The 21,699-nt window shown below is 69.4% G+C and carries 15 protein-coding genes and 1 pseudogene; 8 read left to right on the top strand and 8 right to left on the bottom strand.

The window, feature by feature from the left end; translation table 11 throughout:
* Positions 1 to 61 precede the first annotated feature (61 nt).
* Together I6B53_RS00675 and I6B53_RS00670 are read left to right on the top strand one after the other, a co-directional pair.
* Positions 62 to 832: an alpha/beta fold hydrolase gene (locus I6B53_RS00675; protein WP_216764377.1), complete on the top strand. Its 771-nt coding sequence runs from the start codon at positions 62 to 64 to the stop codon at positions 830 to 832.
* Between the two features lie 189 nt (positions 833 to 1,021).
* Positions 1,022 to 2,497: an RNA-binding domain-containing protein gene (locus I6B53_RS00670; RefSeq protein ID WP_216764376.1), complete on the top strand. Its 1,476-nt coding sequence runs from the start codon at positions 1,022 to 1,024 to the stop codon at positions 2,495 to 2,497.
* A 25-nt stretch (positions 2,498 to 2,522) separates the two neighbouring features.
* Here the strand turns inward: I6B53_RS00670 and I6B53_RS00665 are convergent, their stop codons facing one another.
* On the bottom strand, positions 2,523 to 3,704 hold the full coding sequence (locus tag I6B53_RS00665) for a PfkB family carbohydrate kinase (protein ID WP_216764375.1): 1,182 nt from the start codon (positions 3,702 to 3,704) through the stop codon (positions 2,523 to 2,525).
* A gap of 145 nt (positions 3,705 to 3,849) precedes the next feature.
* Between I6B53_RS00665 and I6B53_RS00660 the strand changes: the two genes are divergently transcribed.
* Positions 3,850 to 4,047: a hypothetical protein gene (locus tag I6B53_RS00660; protein WP_216764373.1), complete on the top strand. Its 198-nt coding sequence runs from the start codon at positions 3,850 to 3,852 to the stop codon at positions 4,045 to 4,047.
* A 184-nt stretch (positions 4,048 to 4,231) separates the two neighbouring features.
* Here the strand turns inward: I6B53_RS00660 and I6B53_RS00655 are convergent, their stop codons facing one another.
* Positions 4,232 to 5,440 (bottom strand): macrolide family glycosyltransferase, encoded by a 1,209-nt coding sequence (locus tag I6B53_RS00655; protein WP_216764372.1) that lies wholly within the window; start codon positions 5,438 to 5,440, stop codon positions 4,232 to 4,234.
* Complete coding sequence (locus I6B53_RS00650) at positions 5,437 to 5,667, bottom strand: AbrB/MazE/SpoVT family DNA-binding domain-containing protein (RefSeq protein WP_216764370.1); 231 nt, start codon at positions 5,665 to 5,667, stop codon at positions 5,437 to 5,439. Before I6B53_RS00650 ends, I6B53_RS00655 begins: the two co-directional genes overlap by 4 nt.
* Positions 5,668 to 5,769: 102 nt before the next feature.
* Between I6B53_RS00650 and I6B53_RS00645 the strand changes: the two genes are divergently transcribed.
* The 3 genes from I6B53_RS00645 to I6B53_RS00635 all read left to right on the top strand — a co-directional run bounded on the left by I6B53_RS00645 (position 5,770) and on the right by I6B53_RS00635 (position 12,861).
* A complete protein-coding gene (locus I6B53_RS00645) occupies positions 5,770 to 7,032 on the top strand; it encodes an alanine and proline-rich secreted protein Apa (RefSeq protein WP_216764368.1) in 1,263 nt (420 codons plus the stop codon).
* Positions 7,033 to 7,290: 258 nt separating this feature from the next.
* The gene (locus I6B53_RS00640; protein ID WP_367880405.1) at positions 7,291 to 12,339 is read left to right on the top strand and encodes a DUF3418 domain-containing protein; all 5,049 of its coding nucleotides are present in this window, start codon (positions 7,291 to 7,293) and stop codon (positions 12,337 to 12,339) included.
* Between the two features lie 60 nt (positions 12,340 to 12,399).
* Positions 12,400 to 12,861: a SprT-like domain-containing protein gene (locus tag I6B53_RS00635; RefSeq protein ID WP_367880385.1), complete on the top strand. Its 462-nt coding sequence runs from the start codon at positions 12,400 to 12,402 to the stop codon at positions 12,859 to 12,861.
* Here I6B53_RS00635 and I6B53_RS00630 read toward each other — a convergent pair.
* The 3 genes from I6B53_RS00630 to I6B53_RS00620 are packed head-to-tail and all read right to left on the bottom strand — an operon-like array spanning position 12,851 to position 17,978.
* Complete coding sequence (locus tag I6B53_RS00630) at positions 12,851 to 15,589, bottom strand: transglutaminase domain-containing protein (protein WP_216764365.1); 2,739 nt, start codon at positions 15,587 to 15,589, stop codon at positions 12,851 to 12,853. The two genes, I6B53_RS00635 and I6B53_RS00630, sit on opposite strands and share 11 nt — an antisense overlap.
* Positions 15,582 to 16,991: a DUF58 domain-containing protein gene (locus tag I6B53_RS00625; RefSeq protein ID WP_216764364.1), complete on the bottom strand. Its 1,410-nt coding sequence runs from the start codon at positions 16,989 to 16,991 to the stop codon at positions 15,582 to 15,584. Before I6B53_RS00625 ends, I6B53_RS00630 begins: the two co-directional genes overlap by 8 nt.
* Entirely contained in the window at positions 16,992 to 17,978 is a 987-nt protein-coding gene (locus tag I6B53_RS00620) for a MoxR family ATPase (protein ID WP_253953903.1), read from the bottom strand.
* A gap of 355 nt (positions 17,979 to 18,333) precedes the next feature.
* Here I6B53_RS00620 and I6B53_RS00615 point away from each other — a divergent pair, with 355 nt between their 5' ends.
* Positions 18,334 to 19,467, top strand: a complete 1,134-nt coding sequence (locus tag I6B53_RS00615; RefSeq protein WP_216764362.1) for a 6-phosphofructokinase — start codon at positions 18,334 to 18,336, stop codon at positions 19,465 to 19,467.
* 97 nt (positions 19,468 to 19,564) lie between these two features.
* A complete protein-coding gene (locus tag I6B53_RS00610) occupies positions 19,565 to 20,113 on the top strand; it encodes a phosphoribosyltransferase (RefSeq protein ID WP_216764361.1) in 549 nt (182 codons plus the stop codon).
* A 68-nt stretch (positions 20,114 to 20,181) separates the two neighbouring features.
* On the opposite strand, the gene I6B53_RS00605 is transcribed toward I6B53_RS00610, so the two are convergent.
* Positions 20,182 to 21,120, bottom strand: coding sequence for a hypothetical protein (locus I6B53_RS00605; protein WP_216764360.1), 939 nt, complete (start codon positions 21,118 to 21,120; stop codon positions 20,182 to 20,184).
* Between the two features lie 113 nt (positions 21,121 to 21,233).
* Positions 21,234 to 21,698: pseudogene (locus I6B53_RS00600) on the bottom strand (low molecular weight protein-tyrosine-phosphatase); the annotation flags it as partial.
* Position 21,699: the final 1 nt, after the last annotated feature.

The raw sequence follows: 21,699 nt of genomic DNA, 5'->3' as shown, positions 1-21,699 counted from the left end.
ACAAAGTTGCGCTGACCGAGAACGCTTCGTGCACCCGGCACTCACCCGATAGGTTTGACGGATGAGCGACGTGCGAATACTGACCCCGCGGGGCCGGACCTTGGCCGGCACTTTCACCGACCCCGTGGACACCGGTGACGCCGCGGTGCTCTTTTCGCACTCCTTCCTGGCCAACCGGCACTCCGGCGAGCACTTCGACCGTTTGGCCCGCACCTACCGGGGCGCCGGGTACGCGACCTTGGAGTTCGACTACTCCGGGCACGGTCGCTCCGATGACGAGATCATCACCCGCGAGGCCCTGGTGGAGGACCTGCGTGCGGCCTCCGGCTGGCTGGCCGACCAGGGTTTCCCGCGCCAGATCATCCACGGACACTCCTACGGGGCCCTGACTGCTCTTGCGGCGGCTCCGCCTGCGGCGATGACGATGGTCGTGTCCTCGCCGATCCTGGCCTCACGCACCTACGAGTGGGACCGGATCTTCTCCGAGGAGCAGTTGGACGACCTGGATCGCCACGGGGTGACGACCATTCCTGACGACCTGCCGGGGACGCGCCGCAACTTCACGATCTCCAAGCAGTCGCTCATCGACTTGTCGATGGTGGACACGCAGAAGCTGCTTGCCGGCCACCACCGGCCGATCCTTGTCATCCACGACGCGGATGACGTCCAGACGGGCTTGGTCGAGGAGACCACGAAGGTCTTCCACCTGCTGCCTGACGGATCCAGGGTTGAGGTGGTCCACGATGCGCGCTTCGCCTTGGGTGAGCGCCCTGAGGCTTTGGCCGAGCCGGCTCTGGAGTGGGCGAGGTTGCATGTGCCGGTGCTCAGGTGAGCACCGCGGGCGGCGGGGAGGCTCGGGTGCGGGGTCGTCCTCGCCCCCATTTCACAACCGCCCCTTGTTATGAGATAACCACCCTTCGTTATGAGACAACCACCCCCCAAAGGCTCATAACTTGCTCCAGAACGCACATAACTGATGCTGTGATCTCATACTTCGCCACCTTTTGGGTATTATGAATCCATGATCACTTCTCTCGACGACCTGCAGGTGGCTCTGGCCCGTCTGGAGTTGGAACACGGGGACTGCTTGGACCTCGAGGCAAAGACCTTCTCCGAGTACTCCACGAAGGCCATCGCCCCTTCCCTGTGCTCACTGGCGAACCTGCCCGGCGGGGGAACGATCCTACTGGGCGTGGGCGAGCGACCCGATGGCCCTGTGGTGGGCGTGGACTTAGCCCACGACATGGCGAAAAGAGTCACCAACCTCGCCCGGAACGGGTTCAGCACGGAGTTGCAGGTTGACCCGCATGTGCTGCACTTGGGCGACAAGAGCGTCGTCGCCGTCAATGTCCACGAACTCCCTGTCAGCCAGAAACCCTGCATGTGGCAGGGCAAGGCGTACATCCGTCAGTACGACGGGGACTACACGATGTCACTGCAGGAGCAGCAGCAGTTCCTGAGCAGACGTGAACGCCCTCGGGACGATCGCACACCCGTTCCCGGCACTTCCCCGATCGCCGACCTGGACCCGGAAGCGGTGACAGTCTTCGCAGCCTCGGTGCGCCAGTCGACCCCGGCCCTTGCCGACGCCACCGACGACCAGATCCTGCACCGTCTCAATGTCGTGGCCTCATCGGGTGAGGTGACGGTGGCAGGGCTCTACGCCCTTGGCGTCTACCCCCAACAGCATCTGCCTCACCTTGCGCTCACCGCAGCAGTGGAGCCGAACATCGACGCAGGTCCCGAGGCGCGTGCGACCAACCGCAAGGACTTCACCGGAGCTCTGCCTGACATTCTGCGCAGAAGTGTCGAATGGGTGGCCCAAAACTTGGCCAGCACTCTGGTCGTCACGAAAGACGGGCGTACCGACACCGATTTTGCGATTCCTTTGGTGGCCGTCCGAGAGGTCATCGCCAATGCGTTGGTCCACCGGGACCTGTCCGATGCCGCCGCCGGGCGGGTGGTCGAACTGCGGCTGACCTCGAAGGGCATGGTGCTCACCAGTCCCGGTGGGCTCTGGGGACTCTCGGTCGACCAGTTGGGCACTCGCGACGGCAAGAGCGCCGTCAACGAGTTCCTCTACGAGATCTGCCGTCATGCGGGCGGGCCAGAAGGGCGCGTCATCGAAGCGATGGGCACCGGCATCGTCACCACCAAGCGGGTCCTGCGTGAGGCGGGCTTGGAGGCCCCTCGTTTCGTCGACAACGGGGTGCGATTCACCGTCTTCTTCCCCAATCATGCGTTGCATTCCCACGATGACCTCGCATGGATCGGGTCGATCGACGCCGCAGGGCTCAACTCCTCGCAGAGGGAGGCGCTGCTGCGCATGCGCGCCGGGGCCCAGGTCACCAACGCCGACTATCGGACCTTCGCGCAGGTCGACTCCGCCCAGGCGCGGAGTGATCTTCGGGAGTTGGTCCGTCGCGGTCTGGTCGACCGGGTCGGAGAGCGCCGCGGAACTCGCTACGTGTTGGCTCGACCCGGGCAGAACGGTTGAGCCGGCCGCACTCCGGCGTCCTCGTTCAAGACCCGAGGTGGCCCAGCCAATCGCTGACAGTGTCGCGGACCAAGGGGTCCTCACGCCAGGCGCGGGTGCCGAAGCTGGTGGTCGACGCTGCGGCCACCCGTGACGCGAAGGCGATGACGGCACTGGGGTCTTGCAGGTCACGCCCACGATCGGGCAGGGTGGCCAGCGCCCAGCAGAAGGCGCCGTGGAAGATGTCGCCCGCACCCAAGGTGGACACCGCCTCGACGCCGGGAACCTGGACCGTACCGCTGCCGGCGCCCCAGAACCACTCGACCGCCCGGTCTCCGCGCGTACGCACGGTGCGGGTGATGCCGAAGCCTCGCAGGAAGTCCGCGACGGCCGGTCCTGTGGGAAAGTCGAGGAGCGGCGGGCAGAAGTCGGCCGAGACGACGGCCACGTCCACCAGCCCCAGCAGGGGTACGAACCAGGGTTTCCACGACCCGCCGTCGAGGACGCGCAGGTGGGCGGGTTTGGCCTCGAGCATCGCGAAGGGGTCGCCGCTTGCGAGGTCGGGACACGGGCCGTCCTCGTCACTCGCTTCCGTGCCCGCTTGGCCACCCGCACCGCCGCCGTCACCGGGGCGCGGACCCACTGCATCCGGGTGCGTGACGCCCACCAGCAGCACACATTCGGCAAGTGCCGGGTTGTGCCCGTCGACAAGGACGACCTGTGGCTCCCCGTGCGCGGCAAGCGCCCGCTCCAGGTCGGCGGCGGCCGTGTCCACGTCGACCTGCAGGCGGGCGTTCGTCGAGGCGACCATCCGCCCTCCCGGGTGTTCGAGGATCGAGGACAGAGCAGGGGGAAGGTCGCCGATCTCCCCGGCGGGAAGGGCCGTCGCGTCGATCAGGGTCACTCCGGCGGCGTCGAGGTCGGCGCGCACCAAGTCAGAGGTCACTCCCCTGCCGACAGCCGTCAACAGTGTGACGGCTCCGCCCTCGTCGGAGCCGAATCCGCCGCCGTCAGTGCTGCCCAGCCCGCCTTGCGTGCCCGCCCCGGCGCCGAGGGTGGTGGCGATCGACTCCAGCGCAGCCAGGGCGACCGCCGCATTCGTGGCCGGTCCTCCTGCGGCCATGACGTGGGCGGTGGAAGTGACCTTGATGTTCGGGTCGGGCACGTGATCAACCGCGTGGATGACGTCGACAGTGGTCAGACCCGCCAGCAGTGCGTGGACGCTCATGGCCCCATCCTGCACCGTCGACCCCGGTGGGCACGGCCGGTGGAGACCGCGGAGCGCCTGAAACGCTTTCCTCTGACATGGAGGGGACGCGGCCAGGACCGATACGATCGACAGCGGAGACTCGCACCGGGCAAAGGAGACCGCGATGGCCACGGACAAGCGTGAACCACTGAATGAGGGCCAGGATCCGTTGTGGGCGCCCGGTTCCACCGAGGACCAGCTGGAACGCAGTGACGACTTCTTCGCCGCCTACGGTCTGTTCTCCGCGAAGCTTCTCCTGTGGATGCTCGTCGGCGCCGTTACCCTCATGTCCGTCAAGGCACTCCACGACTTCCTCTTCTGAGCCCGACGGAATCGCCGCAGTCCCAAGGTCCATGGCCGGTGGCACACGGCCCACCCGACCCCACGGCGACCGACGAAGGTCCCGCCGTTGGAGACCACCTCCCCCACTGTGGCCCAGCGCACCCGTGGAGCCCTCGTCGGCCTTGCCCGCGACCTGCTCATCCTGCCCTTCGACGCTGCGGCGGTCAGGACTCGCTTCGACGAGGACGTCCCGCCGCTTTCGCACATGCGCCGAGGATCGCATCGGCCGCGCCCACGGCTCCACTGCACCGGTGGAAACCATCCCTGATCCGCTCGGCGGCCCTTCGGTAGGAGGGGTCGCCCAGGAGGCGCTCGACTGTGCGGACGACCTTGTCCGCATCGGTGCCCTTCAGGCGGATTCCTGCACCGACCTGGCGGACGCGCTCGGCCACTCCGGCCTGTTCGCTGGTGCGGGGCAGCATGACCAGCGGGACGCCGAACCACAGGGACTCGTTGACGCTGTTCATGCCGCAGTGCGAGACGAAGACGTCCGCGGCGCCGAGCACGGCGATCTGGTCCACGGACGCGGCAACTGTGACATTGTCTGGCACGGGGCCCAGTGCTGCAGGATCCACCTGGTCGCCCACGGAGAGGATCACCTGGTGGCGGGTCCGCCCGAAGGCTTCGATGCAGGCCCTGTAGAAGGGCGCCATGTCGTTGTTGACCGTACCCATGGACACGTAGACCAAGGTGTCGCGCTGCTTGGTCACCGTGGTGGTCACCGGACGCACCGAGGGCCCGACGAAGCTGAAGTGCTTGGGGAAGGTGTCCGAGGCGGGTTGGAACTCGGCGGAGGTGTACACGACGGTGTCGAGATCCTCGTCGCTGGTCACCAGGTCCATCGAGCCCCGCACGGGGAATCCGGCCTCGCGCAGGCGCCGCATTTCGCGGCGCAAGCCCGGAAGTTGGACGAGGAACTTCACCAGGGCCGGGATGCCCTGTTCCATGATCGAGCGGGCGACATGGCTGTTGAAGGCGAATGTCGTGGTCGAGGTGACCACCGGAATGTCCATCTGGCGTGCCAGCAGGCGCCCCCACACGGCCATCGAGTCGGCCACGATGCAGTCGGGTTGCAGGCGTTCGAACTCTGCGCGCAGGACCGGAGCCAGAGCCAGGGTCGTGTCCACGAGGATGCGACTGGCCAGCGCCAGGTCCGATCCGAGCTTGGCGCCTTCCTCTCGCGTGGGCTCCATGCCGCGCACGTACTGGTCGCACGGGATGAAAGTGGCTCCTGTTCCTTCGATCCGCTCCCGCATGGCTTCGAAGGAGAAGTAGATGACCTCGTGTCCGCGGTGAATCAGTTCACGCACGACTCCGAGGGTCGGGTTGGTGTGCCCGTGGGCGTGGATGTTGACGAATACGATGCGGCTCATCGCTGCTCGCCTCCTTCACTTTGGTCGACTGCGGAGAAGATGTGGGCGATGAAGTCCCCCTGGGCCGCCCGGGGCAGGATCGCCAGTCCCCGCTCCGCATCTCCCAGGACCAGGATCTCCGTTCCGGGCTGCAACCCGAACAGGTCCCTGGCTTCCTTCGGGATGACGAACTGTCCACGTTCGCCGATCTTGACCATCCATGCGTACTTTCCGTCCCCAGTGTTCATGAGGCACCCCCTTCGTATGATAGATCATACCGTTCATACTTGAGTGATGCAAGCGTTTGACGAACAAGGGGTATCGTCATTCGCAGAAGAGACCCACCACACATGTTCCAAGCCATGGTGGACGGGCACCACGACCACGACAAGAAGGCACAGATGACTTCCACGCAGTCACACGAGGCATCACGGGCCAGCCGAAAGGCTGCTTCGATCACCGGGGCGAGCACCCTGCGCAAGGCGATCATCGCGCTTTCCGCATTGACGCTGGCCGGAGCCTCACTCTCCAGCTGCAGCCTCCCTGCAGCCACGACCTCGCAGAGCGAGGCGAACACGGCCCCATCGGACGCCCCGCCCTCGACCTCCCAGAGCGGCTCCGGGGACGAGCGCGCCACCCCCATTCCCAAGGCGCCGGCACCCAGCCGCGAGAAACTGATGGCCGCCACACTGGAAGTGCCCCCCGTCTGTGAGGAGTTCGGACTGCGCACGGAGGCAACCGCCACCTTCGTCAACGGCGTGGCCAAGTCGCCGGTGGACAACCACGCGAAGATCACCCTGTCGGACGTGGTCCAGACCGAATTCGACGGGACCCCGGTGGCGCTGGCCCTCTTCACCTGTGACGGTGGAGGCGCCTACGCATACAACTCACTGGGCGTGTACGACTCGGACATGAAGCTGGTCGGGCGTCTGGAACCGTGGGGAGAGAACCCGGATGCACCCGGATACCGCATGTTCACCGGCGAGATCCACGACTTCACCATGACCAACCTGTCGGCCCGGGGCAACACGCTGACCTTCCAGGTGCCCGCAATCAAGGCCCTGGGCGACCAGACCTTCCACGCCGCACCGTCCAGCTATGCGGCGAACGCCACCCTGGAGTGGAAGGACGGCCAATTCGTGGAGCGTTCGATCGTCTACGACACCCCGGATGGTCGCAAGGTCGTGCCCGACCGGCAGGTCATGCAGATCTTCTACGACGCGATCTCCTCCGGCAAGGAGGCCTCCATCCGCGACATGGCAGACCCGAAGGTCATCGAATTCCTCGACCAGCCCTTCGCCGATCCGAACAACCCTCAGACCGTGCGACAGTCCCTGTACCCGGCGGGCGCGACAGTGGACTCCTGCGTCCTGTACCCCGGCGGCAATGACACGGGATTCGTCGCCCCTCGCAACCGGCCCGGAGTGGCCATCGAGGTCGGGTGGGTGCAGTCCTCCGCCCAGCCCGGTGACTTCCTCTGCGGGATCACACCCGGTGAACAGCAGCGCGGAGCCCTGAAACCATGGGACAAGGGCTACCAGGCGTGGTTCGTCGTCAACAGTCCTGCCGACGGCAAGCCCTTCGTGCGCCAGCAGGTCTTCCTCATCCGCTGACGCCGGGCCCGCAAGGGGCGCCGCACCGGTCGGTAGAATCGTCGGGTGCCTGAACCCACCTGCCCCGGATCCGGCGGATCCCCGCAGCCCGCGCGCCGAGGCGGCCGCAGGGCGGGGCGAGGGCGCCCGGAGCCCGGCACCCGCCAAGGGGGTCGGCCTCGTCACCAGAAGCGAGGGCGCAGACCCCACCACGACCTGGCTCCCGCGTGGAAACCCTTCACGCCGGAGCAACTTGCGGGTCGAGCAGCCTCGATCCCCGTGATCTCCTTCCCGGACCTGCCGGTCTCGGCGCGCCGAGACGAGATCGCCGCCGCCATCCGCGACCACCAGGTCGTCATCGTGGCAGGTGAGACCGGCTCCGGGAAGACCACGCAGCTGCCGAAGATCTGCCTGCAACTGGGGCGTGGCGTCGCCGGGATGATCGGACACACCCAGCCGCGCCGTCTTGCCGCGCGGGCGGTTGCGGACCGAATCGCCGAAGAACTCGGCCAAAAGGTCGGCCGCGACGTGGGGCAGGTCGTCGGCTACCAAGTGCGTTTCACGGACGAGGTCGGCCCGTCCACGCTGGTCAAACTCATGACGGACGGCATCTTGCTGGCCGAGATCCAGTCCGACCCGCTGCTGCGCCGCTACGACACCCTCATCATCGACGAGGCCCACGAACGCAGCCTCAACATCGACTTCATCCTGGGTTACCTGGCGCGTCTGCTGCCCATGCGCCCCGACCTGAAAGTCGTCATCACCTCCGCCACCATCGACTCCGAACGCTTCGCCGCACACTTCGGCACATGGGAAGGGCCTCGCGGGCGGGGCCGCCTCGTCGAGCCCGCGCCGGTCATTGAAGTCTCCGGACGCACCTACCCCGTCGAGATCCGCTACCGCCCCTTGGCCGAGGACGCGCCGACCTCGTACAGCACCTCGTCGAGCACCCGGTCCGGGACGGCAGGCGGAATGGCCACCGGGGCGATCGGCGATTCCCGGCCCGCGGAGCGCACGCCCGCCCGAAGCGGCCCCGACAGCACGAACGGTCCCGAACACCTCGTCCTGGAGGACCCGGACGGCGACCTGCCCACCCTGGGCTACGGGCTGGGCGAGGAGATCGACGTCGAGACCGCGATCTGCCATGCCGTCGACGAATTGTGCAGCGAGGGAGACGGGGACATCCTCGTCTTCCTGCCGGGTGAACGCGACATTCGCGACGTGGAGCAGGCACTGCTGGACCACCTGGGCGATCGCGGCGTACGCGCAGGCGAAAAGCCGCGCGGCACCGGAGCCGGAGCCGTGGAGATCCTGCCGCTCTTCGCGCGGCTGTCCGCCGCCGAACAGCAGAGGGTCTTCGAACCCCACGCGTTGCGCCGAGTCGTCCTGGCCACCAATGTCGCCGAAACCTCGCTGACCGTGCCCGGGGTGCGCCATGTCGTCGACCCGGGACTGGCGCGCATCTCCCGCTACTCGAATCGCACCAAGGTCCAGCGTCTGCCCATCGAAAAGGTATCGCAGGCCAGCGCCAACCAGAGGGCCGGTCGATGCGGGCGAGTGGCCGACGGCATCACGATCCGCCTGTATTCGCAGGCCGACCACGAGTCACGCCCGGAATGGACCGAACCGGAGATTCTGCGCACCTCTTTGGCCTCCGTCATCTTGCAGATGGCGGCGCTCGGGCTGGGCGCGGTCGCCGACTTCCCGTTCCTGGACCCACCTGATCCGCGCGCCGTGAGAGCGGGCATGCAGTTGTTGGTCGAGATCGGCGCCCTCGCCCTCGACCCGCCCTCGCCCCCCCGTACGGGCAGCGGCACCCACCGCCTGACCGCCATCGGACGAGACTTGGCGCGCCTGCCCATCGACCCCAGGCTCGGCCGCATGCTGCTGGAGGCCGACGCCAACGGGTGCGCCTCCGAGGTGCTGGTCATCGTCGCCGCCCTGTCGATCCAGGACGTGCGCGAACGCCCCCTGGACCACCAGCAGGCCGCCGACACGGCACATGCGCGTTTCACGGACCCGCACTCCGACTTCATCACCTACCTCAACCTGTGGCGCTACCTGGGCACCCAGCAGCGCGACCTGTCCAACAGCGCCTTCAGACGCATGTGTCGCGGTGAGTTCCTGCACCACTTGCGCTACCGCGAATGGCGTGACGTCGTCGCTCAGCTGCGGCAGATGGCGCGACCTCTGGACCTGCGCACGGACTCCATCGGGCTGCCCTCGCCCACGGAGGTGGCCGAAGAAGCCCTGCGCGGCGGGATCGCCGAAGCTGCCGCGCGCGCCTGCGTGGCCTACACGCGATCGGCCAATGCGGTCGATGCGGATGACATCCATCGATCACTGCTGGTCGGGCTGCTGTCGAATGTGGGCAATCGGGACCTGGCCAAACGCGACTACCAGGGGGCCAGGGGTACGCGTTTCACGATCTGGCCCGGGTCCGGGTTGGCCAAGTCCCATCCGGAATGGGTGATGACCGCCGAGCTGGTGGAGACCTCACGCCTGTTCGCCCGCACGGTGGCGCGCATCCGCCCCGAGTGGGTGGAGCCGCTGGCCGGCGCCCTGGTCAAGAAGGTGCACTCCGAGCCCTTCTGGTCGGCGTCCAAGGGGGCGGCCATGGTCAAGGAGAAGGTGCTGCTCTACGGGATGACCCTGGTGGCCGAGCGTCCGGTGCTGCTGGGCTCGTTGGGGGACGTGCCGATCGGGGGCGATGGCGGTTCACATGCTGCGATTCCTCTGCCCGGCACTGTGGCGGGCCTGGCCCGGGGACTGGTCGGCTCGAAGGGGCGCCCTGCCCCGACCGAAGTCGACCGCGCCGAGATCCTGGCCGCATTGGCGCTGGCAGAGCCCAGTTTTGACGTGCAGATCTCAGGAGCGGACCATCTGACGCAAGCCGCCCCCGCGGACTCCGGTTCGCAGCCTGCGGCCTCCGAAACAGTTGCCGAGCCGGGCTCAGACCTCGACAGCGCCCTTTCCAACCCGAATCCGCACACAATCCGGGCCGATTCGGACGATGCCACCAGCATTTCCACAGGTCCGCCTTCGCCAAGCACCCGCATTGTGTGCGAAACGGGTGGGGAGGTGCCGCAGAGCACGTCGACCTGGCGGGCACCGACCGCTCGGCAGATCGCCCGCGAAATGTTCATCCTCCATGCGCTGGTGCGCGGGCAATGGCGCGAACGCCACCCCTTCCAGGCGCGCAACGAGGAGGCTCTGGAACGCGCCCGCGAGGTCGAAAGGCGGACTCGCACACATGGGCTCGTGGCCGACGAACAGGCCCGCGCCGGGTTCTTCGACGACCTGCTGCCCGCTGATGTCGTCAGCCCCGGCCACTTCAACCGGTGGTGGAAGCAGGCCAGGCGCGACAACCCTGACCTTCTGTGCTGGACCGAGGCCATCCTGCTGCCACGTGGCACCGGCCAGGACTCCGCCGGCTTCCCCGACCACTGGCACTTCGAGGACATGGAGTTGCCCCTGGCCTACCGCTTCCAGCCCGGTTCGGGCCGCGACGGGGTGAGCATGACCATCCCGGTCGAGGTGTTGGCTCGCGTGCGCGAGGACGGCACGGACTGGCTGGTTCCGGGAATGCTCGAAGAGCTGGTCACCGAGTCCGTCCGCGCCCTGCCCAAGGCCAAACGCCGCCTGCTTGCCCCCGCTCCCGAGGTCGGCTCCCGCGTGGCCGAGTGGATTCGTGGGCGCGAAGCGGCAGGTTGGGCACCCCCCACCGGGAACGAGAACGGCACGGGTGGTGGCCCGGACTCCGCCGGCGGTCGGGGCGCGACCGGGACCACGGGCGCCGCCTGCGATGCAGTGACAGCAGGTGGCGCAGCCTCGGACGAGGACGACCCCATGTCCTTGTCGGCGGCCATGGGGCGCTTGGCGGCCTGGGGGTCTCGCACTGGCGTGGCCAGTCGTGGCCAGTCCGCGTCGAAGAAACCCGCATCCGACACAGCTGTCCCGAAGACGCCCGCGACCGGCGACCACGTGGCCTCCGGGGGCCGATCGCCGCGTCCCACCTTCGCCAAGGCCTTCACCGAGGCGGTGAGGATCCTGCGCGGTGTTGACCTGTCGGCCCAGGATCTGGAGCACATGCGCCAGAACCTGCCGGAGCACCTACGGATGACCTTCGTGGTCGTCGACCGTTCAGGGCGCGAACTTGCCGCGGGCACGGACCTGATCCACCTGCAAAAGTCCCTGGCGCAAAAGGCCGACCACGCGATCCGTTCAGCGGTGCGCACGGCGGTCGAGGAGGCGATGGCTGACGCCGCACGCCGCGCAAGCAGCGGGCGCAAGGATCGTGGCGCACAGGACCGGCGGGGGAAGGCCAACGGTTGCGCCACTTCTTCCCTTGCCACGGAGCTTGCGGACACCCCGGACACCCCCGCATCCGCGCCCTGGCTGGAACATGCCGCCGACCTGCACCTGGACGGCCTGACCGCCTTCCCCAACTCCCCGCTGCCGCGCAGTGTCGAGACTCAGGGCGATGCCATGGTGTTGCGCGGTTTCCCTGCGCTGGTCCCGCAGGGCAGCGCCGCGGCCCCGCGCGCAGGAGTGCGTGTGATGGCCAACCCTGCCGAAGCCGAACGCATGCACCGTCTGGGTCTGGCGCATCTGTTGGCGGCCCGCGTCCAGCTGGCGACGAAGCGGGTGACAACCCGTTGGAGCGGTCGCGAAGCCTTGATGTTGGCCGCCACTTCCTATGGTGACACCGCCGCCCTCGTCGCTGAAGCGCAGGTGGCCAGCGCCCTCGACCTGGTCGACGAACTCACTGCCGATGGCGGCCCAGGCTCCGTCCGCGACGCCGCAGCCTTCGAGGTCCTTGCCCGCCGGGCCCGCGACCTGCACGAAGACCGGGTCCACCAGATCATGGGACACGTCGTGCGCGCCATGGAGGCCCAGGGTGAGGTCCAAGGCGAGCTGCGCGCCCACCCGCAGGACTCCCTGGCGGAGGTCACCGCGGATGTCCGCAGGGTCAACGAAGACCTGGTGGGGCCCGGATTCCTCTCGCGCACCCCGGCCTCGGCCCTGCCGCACTTGGCTCGCTACCTGCGGGCCGGGGCGGTGCGTGTCCGACGCGCCTCGGGCGGCGCGGGCGTGCTTGCCCGCGACCTGGCCGACATGGACCGCATCCACGACCTCGAACGGGCCCTGGCCGACGCGCGCGCCGCCGCCGACGCCCGTCCGCACGACCTGCGCCGCGCCGCCCAACTGGAACAGGTGCGGTGGATGCTGCAGGAGTTGCGCGTGTCGAGCTTTGCCCAGCAGCTCGGCACCCCTCAGAAGGTCTCGGCCAAACGGATCCTGGGTCTGCTCGAACGGGGGGCGTGAAAACAGTGGACCTGGAGGCGGCCCACGCCCTTGCCCGTGCGATCATGGACGCCCACGGCCTTGCCGACTGGGACCTCGCCTTCGACCGCGCGCCGCCGAGCGGGGGCCTGTCACCACGGCGACCGGAGGATCACCCTGTCGGCGCCCCTCACACGCCTCTACGACGAGCCCACCGTGCGCGAGGTCGTCCTGCACGAGGTGGCGCACGCGCTGGTCGGCCCCATGCACGTGCATGACGCGCTCTGGCGCGCCAAGGCCCGCCAGGTCGGCGCATCACCCCGGGCAAGCCTGGACCGGGGGCTGCCGAGTCCCGAAGGAGACTGGGCGGGGACCTGCCCGCGCTGCGGCGCCGTCAAACACCTGTTCAGGTCGCCGCAGCGGGTCGTGTCCTGCGGCAGCTGTTCACGGGTCTTCGACCCGGCGGTGGTCCTGGAGTGGACGTACCGCGGTCACCCGCGAGAACCCGGCCGGCGTTACCGCCGGGAGGCACGTCTCCTGCGCCAGGCGGGCCTCATGCATTGATCCCCGCCCCCTCGTCCGGGGGACGAGTGCGGCGTTCGGGCCTGTCCCGTGGGTGCAGACGCGCCCACCACGGGCCGAGGACGGAGGCCGGCAGCCAGGTGGCGCGGGCGCGGGCCCTGGCGGGGGCGGAGCTTCGCAATGTGCGGAGGAGGACGTCGCGGGTGCGGGCGAGCACGGAAGCCGGCACCGTTGCCGGCACCTGCGCCGATGTCGCCTTGGGGCCCCACAATTGCGCGTCCACTGCTTCCAGCAGTGTGGCCAGGGCGGCCTCGACCTCCGGACCGGCACCCGAGGCGCCGGAAGCACCCGTTGCACGTGGGACACTTGGAGCATCGGGCACTCCCGATCCCCCGAGCGCCCCGCAGGATCGCAGGAACTCCGCCTGGGCCTCCGGCGTGCGGGCGCGGGGACGCTCCCGGGTGTCGGCATCGAACAGGCCCACAGGCAGTTGCCCCAGGTCCACGGCCATGTCGACGACCTCGTCCCACGCGGCCTCGGCCCGCCCTCGCCGGACGGCTTGCGCCCTTGAGCCCCGCCTGCGCGCCCGCACCAGGCGTGGCACGCACACGAACACCCCGAGGCCCACCGCGCCCAGGAGCACGCCGAACACCCATGCGGGTACATGCACGCCCGGGGTGGCGCCCTCGTCGTCAGTCCTGCCGCCGGACCCCGACTGCGCTCCCGTGTCCCCGGGCTGCGGCTGCGCTGCCGACGCCTCCTGGTCGTGGGCCGCCGCCCCCGCAGACTGCTCCTGCGGGGCCGTCCCACCTGCCGATTGCGCGCCCCCGGACTGTGCCGGGTCGGACTGGGGGGTCGCCGGAACGTCCTCACCGGTCTCGGCCCGCCAGCCGGCGCCGCCGGGAGTCGGCTCGAAGGCCACCCAGCCGGCACCGTCGACGTGGATCTCCGGCCATGCGTGCAGGTCACGGCCCACCACCGAGGTCCACGGGCCGCTTGCGGCGCGTGAAGCGTAGCCGACGGCCACGCGGCTGGGGATCCCCAGTGTGCGCGCCATGACGGCAAAGGTCGACGCGAAGTGCACGCAGTACCCGTGCCGGTCGGCCAGGAACGCCTCCATGGACTGGTAGGGGTCCTCCGGGTCGGCGCCGGGCGTGTAGGGCGCCGATTCGTCGTAGGTGAAGCCGCCGCCGGTGAAGAACTGCTCCAGGGCCGCCGCGGCCGCAAGGTCGTCCGACGCGCCCCGGGTCACTTCGGCGGCGGTCCGCCCGATGACGTCGGGCACGCCCTCGGGCAGTGCGAGGTGGCGGGGCAGGTCCTTCGGCTGTCGCCCGGTCGCGGCCGCCTGCTGGTCGGCCGTGCCGAGTCCGGGCGCGACAGGCGTGAGGGGCAGGCGCTCCTGGGTCGATCCCCACAGGCGGTAGGTCTGGCCGCGCTGGGTGACCTGCGTGGCCGAGCGCACCGAGTCCGTGCCGGGCACCCACGCCCACTGGTCCAGAGGAAGTGGCGTGCTGGGGGTTTCGTCGTCGCCGGAGGACTGTGGGGCTCCGGGTCCGGGTGACGACGGCGCCCCAGAGGATTTCGTCGTCTCCGCAGCGCCGGAGGTCGGCAGATCCACCAGCACCGTCGACTGCAAAGTCGGCAACCAAGGGCTGACCAGGCCTTTCGTGATCACTGTGACCGGTGGTGTCAGGAAATCGCCGGGGTTGATTCTCTCGGTCCCCCCATTGGCGGGCAGCATTTCGAGGGCGCCACTGTAGGTGGGGTCCGCACCGGAGCGGGCGGAGTCCAGGGCTTGCAGTTCCCCGTCGGCGACGTCGACGGGCTTCCACCTGCCCCGGTCAAGGTCCGCCAAGGTCGACAGGGTGAATCGGGTGACCTGCCCGTTGGAGACCCCGGAGTATCGGAAGGCTTCGGCGGTGGAGCCGCGCCGCAGCTCCTGGCCCAGTGCCACGGTGACGTCGGGGATGGTGGTGTCCACGGGCGAGGGGACGATTCCTGTCTGGTTCCACGTCTTGTCGCTGGTCGTGGGCAGTTGGGTCAGTGCCCCTGCGGCCAGGACGAGGGCGAGGGCGCCCACGGCGGAGCGCGCACCCCACACGCGTACGGCCCCCCGCGCCCTCTCGGCCCATCGTCGCCCCCACGGGGGCGCCGCCGGTGAGCCGAGGACCAGGAGAAGCATCCATCCCAGTGCCACTGCGGCCAGCACGACCGGGCTCTCGTGGACGCCGGTGACCGCAGGCCGAAGCAGCAGGCCGGCGCTCGGCACCAAAGCGCCGAGCGTGGGCGCTTCGGAGCCGATGTGCAGCAGGACGCCGATCCACACGAGCAGCATGGCGAAGACCAGGATGACGTCTTCGACGGCGCCGGTGAGCACCATGGGCGGCTCCCCGTGGAGCACCGCCGAACGTGCCGACGCCAGTCGACCGGCAGGGTCGGAGTGCCATGCCTCCATGGCGCCGCTGGACCACAGTCTGTGCGCCAGAACTCCTGCGGCCACCGCGCACCCCGCGCTGGAGGCCATCAATGGTCGCTGAGGACTGAGCAGTCGTAGTCCCAGTGCCGGGACGAAGGCGCCAGCCACCATCAGGAGGAGCGCCCATTGCCACGGCCCCGGTTGGAAGACCGCTTCCATGGAGCGCACTGCCGTCGCCCACAGGGCGATGGTGACGATGCCTTGCAGCACTCCGGCGAGTGGCCCCGCAGAGGCACTCCAGCGGATGTCGTGCAGGCCGCCGACGCGACCCCGTCGAGTCGGCGCCTCAGCCATGGGTGCCCTGCCCGGTCTCCTTGGCGCCCGCTCGCGGGTGGCCGAGGGCGACAGTCGCGACGGCGCGCGTGGAGGAATGCGTGCCCGCGTGGCGCGAGGGCACGCCTTCAGGCGTGGCGTGCACCGGCGTGGGCGGCACATGGACCAGGGTCCACAGGGGCGGTGTCATGTGGGCCGGTGGAGCCTCGGCGCAGGTCGAGACGAGGATGCCGGCGGGTGTTCCGTGCAGGGCGTCGAGCAGTTCCCGGTCGATCCAGCCGGTGATGACGAGGCCGCAGCTCGGCGCACCTGCGCCCGGCAGGGCCGAGGAAGAGGCCGGGCCTTTCCCGCCCGGAAGCAGGTGGGTGCCCGGAAGTGCGTGCATGTCGGCGGGGGCCACGTCGACCTCGGCCAGGGCGCGCACCAGCGCGTCGCCGCCGACCCCGCCGTCGCCGACGTCCGTGGAAACCTGTTCTCCGGCCATCGGCGGCAACCTGTCGACTCGGCCAGTCCCCGGACCGGCAGTGACTTCGACACCTCCGAGGAAGACGCGCACGTCCTCGCCGCGCGGCAACCACTCCTCGACCAGACTGCACGCCAGGGCAACCGCCTGCTCGAAGCCCCTGGCCTGCGGCCACGCCTGGGCGCGCGTGTCCAGGAAGAGTTCGCGCGAGACGTGCTCGGGGGCGTCGGGCAGGTTGACCAGCAGGCGTCCCACGCGTGCGCTCTGCTTCCAGTGGACGCGTCTGGGAGCATCCCCTGGCCGGTACTCGCGGATCGCGCCTCCGGCTTCGCCCTCGTCAACGCCGTTCCTGGGGCGCTCGACGGACCCTGCCCGCACGTCCAGGGCATCGGTGGGGACCCGCGCGGGAAGGACCAGGACGTCGGCCGCCCCCCGGCAGCGCCGCGTGAGGCGCCACAGTCCCAGCGGGTCGGTCCACGTGAGGCGACGCAGATGCACGTGCACGTGCCCGCGACTCTCAGCCCGCATGGGCATCGACAGGTGCGCGCTGGCGGCCCCCAGGTGGTGGTCGGTCGTGACCGTGTGACGTCCGGCACGCCCTCCGAAGGTGTCGGGCGCATCCCCGGCCTCGGCATCCGCGGCGGCCTGGTCGATCTGCCATGTGGCCCGCACGAAGGAACGCAGTGGCAAACGCGTGTCCACCAGCGCCTGGACCGTGAAGCCCTCACCCACGCGCGGGGTCGTGGGGCTGGTGTGGACACTGGCCCGCGGCCGCGCCCAAGCGGCCACCAGTGCGACGCTGACCAGGGAGGCGACCACGCAGGCGGCCAGCAGCACGGACAGCAGCAGAATCTCACGCAGGCCGACGACCATCCATGCCCCTGCCAGGACCGGGCTCAGGACCAGCAGGCCCCACCCTCTGGCGGTCGGGCCGCAGTGCGCCCATCGACCTGCGCCCATTCAACGACCTTCGACCGGGGTGGTGGCCAGGACGTCGGCAATGACCTCGGCGGCAACCTGCCGGGCGGCGGCGGCGCTCGCATGTCTACCGGCCGGGACGACGCGGTGCCCCAGGACGATCGGGGCCACGCGGGCCACGTCGTCAGGTTTGACGTGGTCACGGCCGCCCATGGCGGCCCTGGCGCGCGCCATCGCCGCCACGTGCAAGGTCGCACGAGGGCTGGCGCCCAAGGCCAGCCCCGGATGTCGGCGGGTGGCCGCCGACAGGGCCACCGCGTAGGCGACCACTCCGGGCGCCATGTGGGTCGAGGCGACCACGGCCCGCGCGCGCACCAGATCCGCCACCTGGGCCACAGGATGCAGCGCCCGCATCGGGTCCGAGCCGTTCCTTTCGCCGACCATGCGCGCTTCGGCCACCTGGTCCGGGTAGCCCAGGGACAGTCGCGCCATGAAGCGGTCCCGCTGGGCCTCGGGAAGATGGAAGGTGCCTTCCATGTCCACCGGGTTCTGGGTGGCGACCACCATGAACGGGTCCGGCAGCGCCATGGTGCGCCCGTCGACACTCACATGCCCCTCCCCCATCGCCTCGAGCAACGCCGACTGGGTCTTGGGGGTGGCGCGGTTGATCTCGTCGGCCAGGACCACGTGCGCGAAGACGGGGCCCGGGTGGAAGCGGAAACGCTGTTCCACCTGGTCGTAGACGGACACGCCGGTGACGTCGGTGGGCAGCATGTCCGAGGTGAACTGGATGCGCTGCGAGGTTGCTCCGCTGGCGCCGGCCAACGCCAGCGCCAGGCTGGTCTTGCCGACTCCGGGCACGTCCTCCAACAGCAGGTGGCCACCTGCCAGCAGCGTGCACACGGCGGTGGCCACGGCCTCGTCCTTTCCGACCAGGACTGTGCCCACGGCTGCGCACAGGCGTGAGGCCAGGCCCGCTGCGTCAGCGGCCGTCCCACTTCCCACGGCGCCTTCCAGGTCGGCGGACACTTCGCTCCCCTTGAATCCTGCCTCGGGCGGGAGTGTCGGGGACGAGGGCGGGGCCGGCGCGTACGAGGGCGCCGCCGTCACAGGTTGAGCCGATGGTGCAGGTCCGGTTGCGGCAGTGCTGGCCCCTCGCGTCGACGCCCATGCGGGACGAGGTCGACGCACCTGGTCGGACGTGCTCATTCGGTCCTTCATCCTCCTGTGGTCATCGCCGCACCGGGGCGCGGGGCGTCGCGGCGTCGTCGTGTCCACATGCTCCCACGAAGTTGCCTCCCGTGCCGCGCCAGGTCCTCACGGGCAGGCGCGGCGCGCCGGTACTCTGGAGTGTCCCCACTCCCCTTCCGGTCAGGAGCCCACAATGGCGAAGTCGGCACCCCTTCGAGTCGGAATCCTCACAGCCGGCGGCGACAGCCCCGGCCTCAACGCGGCGATCCGCGGCTTCGGCAAGGCCGCCATCGGCCACCACGGAATGGAACTCGTGGGCTTCCGCGACGGAATCCGAGGTCTGGCCGAAGGGCGCACCATGCCGCTCGACCCCCAGGCCCTGTCCGGAATCCTCACCGTGGGCGGCACGATCCTGGGAACCTCCCGCGACAAGGTCCACCGAATGCTGGTGGACGGCGAGGTGCGCGACATGGTGCCCACCGTCGTGGACAACTGCGACAAGCTGGGCATCGACGCCCTGGTGTGCATCGGCGGTGGCGGCACGGCGAAGAACGCCCAGCGCCTGGCCAAGGCGGGCCTGAAGGTCATCCACCTGCCCAAGACCATCGACAACGACATCGCCCACACGGACACGAGCTTCGGCTTCTCGACGGCGCTCGGCATCGCCACCGAGGCAGTGGACCGGTTGCATTCGACGGCTCACAGCCACCACCGGATCATCGTCGTGGAGATCATGGGGCACAAAGCCGGGTGGCTTGCCTTGGGCGCCGGTATCGCAGGAGGGGCGGACATCATCCTCCTGCCTGAGATCCCCTACTCCATCGACTCGGTCGTGACCTCGATCCAGGACCGTGCCGGGCGCGGCCACAGTTTCTCCGTGGTGGCGGTTGCCGAAGGAGCCCTGGACACTGCCGGTGCGGCCGAGCTTGCCGCAGCCGAGTCCCTGGTCCGCGAGGCCGACACCCCGGAGGGCAAGGCCACCGCCAAGAAGCACCGGGCGTCAGTCGAAGCCAGCCACCGCGGCAGGACCTTCGAATTGGCCACCGCGCTGGAGAGGGCCACCGGCCTGGAGGCCCGTGTGACGATCCTCGGATACGTCCAACGCGGAGGCACACCCGACGCCGCAGACCGGATGCTCGGCACACTGCTGGGAGGGGCCGGCGCCGACCTCGTCGCGGAGGGCCGATTCGGTGTCACCGTCGCCGCCCAAGGTCAGTCGGCCGTTCCCGTGCCGCTGGCGGATGTGGCCGGAAACCTCAAGAAGGTGCCCCTGGATCATCCGTGGGTGCTCGCCGCCCGCCACGTGGGCACCTGCATGGGCGACTGACCGGCCGACCACCCGCGAGCACCCACCGCCCGCCGCCCGGGCCGACCGTCCGGCCCCGCCCTCGTCATCCGATCAACCCCATGGAGGAAAGACACCCATGGCCATTCCGACCGACGCCGCCCGTCCTCAACGTGAAGTCCTCACCTGGCAGGGCTTCGGGGATGCCACCCGTGAGCTGGCGCGATCGATCAGCGATTCCGGCTGGATGCCGGACCTCGTGATTGCGGTGGCGCGCGGCGGCTTGCTGCCTGCGGGCGCTCTTGCCTATGCGCTGGACGTGAAGGCGATGGGCACGATGAACGTCGAGTTCTACACGGGGATCGGCCAGACACTTCCGGAGCCGCAGTTGTTGCCCCCACTGATGGATGTGAGTTCGGTCGTCGGGCGCAAGGTGCTGGTGGTCGACGACGTGGCGGATTCGGGCCGGACCTTGAAGATGGTCATGGAATTGTTGTGTGAGCACGGGCTGTCACTGGACGGGTCGCATGCGGTGCCGGTTGAGGCGCGAAGCGCTGTGCTGTACACGAAGCGGCACTCGGTGATCTCGCCGGACTACTCGTGGCGGGAGACGGGTCTGTGGATCTCCTTCCCGTGGTCCTGTCGGCCGCCGGTCACCGCCGAGGACGGTGCCGCCCCCAAGGACTGACCTGCCTGTCGGCCGCGCCGGCCGGCGACCAGCTCACCCCGGCACCTGGCGGCGACCAGCGGCTCGGCTCACCTGGGCGGGCCGAACCACGCCCTGAAGATCGAGTGCACATTGAGGTTGCCCCAGCTGGAGCATGAGGTGGAGCCACCATTGAGCGCAGCTTCGTCCGGCTGGTAGGGCGTGTAGAGGTACAGGTTCACCGTCGCCTGGTTGACGACCGTCAGCTCGCGTGCGCCGCAGGACTCCGCGTGCGCGTACTTGACCGGGGTCGGCACTTGGACGCGCAGCCAGTAGTCCTCCGGATGTGCTTCGTACATGCGGAACTGGCGGGCCGCGTACCACACTTGGGCGGCCAGCCCCTGGTAGCGGGCGTCGCACGGAGCATCATCCGGGCAGCCGTAGCCCATGGCCGCCTCGTAGCGTCGTGCGGTGAGCTTCGACCCGCTTGCGGTCAACAGCCCCTGCTCCTTCTGCAGGAAGGTGAGCAGGACCTGCGGGTTGATGCCGCACCCCTGGGCGCTCTTGTGGATGATCGCCGCCGCGGAGTCACCGGCGGCGCCCTCGAAACCGCCGGGGCAGTACTGGTCGGCGGCGAAACCTGCCGTGTCCACCCGGTATCGGGACAGGCAGGCGACGCCCTTCGACGAGTCCTGGCAGCCCTTGCCCACCAGGGCGATGAAGTCGGCGATCGTCGCCTCGTCCATGGTGGAGGTGTCGTGGAAGACCTCGTCGGAGATGATCCACTCGGGGTCGAAGTCGGTGCCGTCCAGCGCCGGCGCAGGCAGGTCTCGGGTGGCGGTCCGCGTGGAGGTTCGCGCCGACTGTTCGGTGCCTTTCCCCAGCGGTGAACCCGGCAGGACGGGCAGGCCGGACAATCCGCGGATCGCCACTGCCGAGGATGCGACGACCAGGGTGAGGCCAAGCACCAGCGACACCCACATGAAAACGCCTCCCAGCGCCCCCCGACGTCTGTTCGGACGAGGGCGGGTGCGGCGGGTTCGACTCACGCGCCCTCTCCCGCCTCGGTTGGGCCCGAGGCGGCCCTGCCCGAACGGGCGCTCGCGTCCTCACCCGTCCTGTTCGCGCCGTGGCCGCCCTCGATGCCTTTGGCCGCCAGAGCCCGCAGGTGGTCGACCACATGGGGCGTGGCGCGTTCGATGACCTCAAGGGTCTCGACGAAGTCCTGGTGGCCGCCGTACCACGGGTCGGGAAGGTCGCGGTCGCCGGGACGTGAGGCCGGGTCGAACTCGCGGAACATGCGGATGTCGACCTCGGCTCCGGAGCGCTCGCGCAGACGGTTGAGGCTGCGCAGGTGGTACTCGGTCATTGCCAACACCAGGTCCCATTCGCCCAGCTCTTGGGCCCGCACCTGCCGGGCCCTGTGGTCGGGCACGCCGTGACCGGCCTCGCGCAGGACGCGGGCGGCCCGCCGGTCGATGGGGTGGCCGTGTTCCTCGTCCGATACTCCGGCCGAGTCCACGTGGACGTCGAGGTGGGCCGCACGCACGGCCTCGTCCAGCACCTGGTGGGCCATCGTCGAGCGGCAGATGTTGCCGGTGCACACCATGAGCACTCGTAGGGTCATG

Source organism: Schaalia sp. 19OD2882, from assembly GCF_018986735.1.
Classification (GTDB): Bacteria; Actinomycetota; Actinomycetes; order Actinomycetales; family Actinomycetaceae; genus Pauljensenia.
This window is presented reverse-complemented; position numbering and strand designations above follow the sequence as displayed.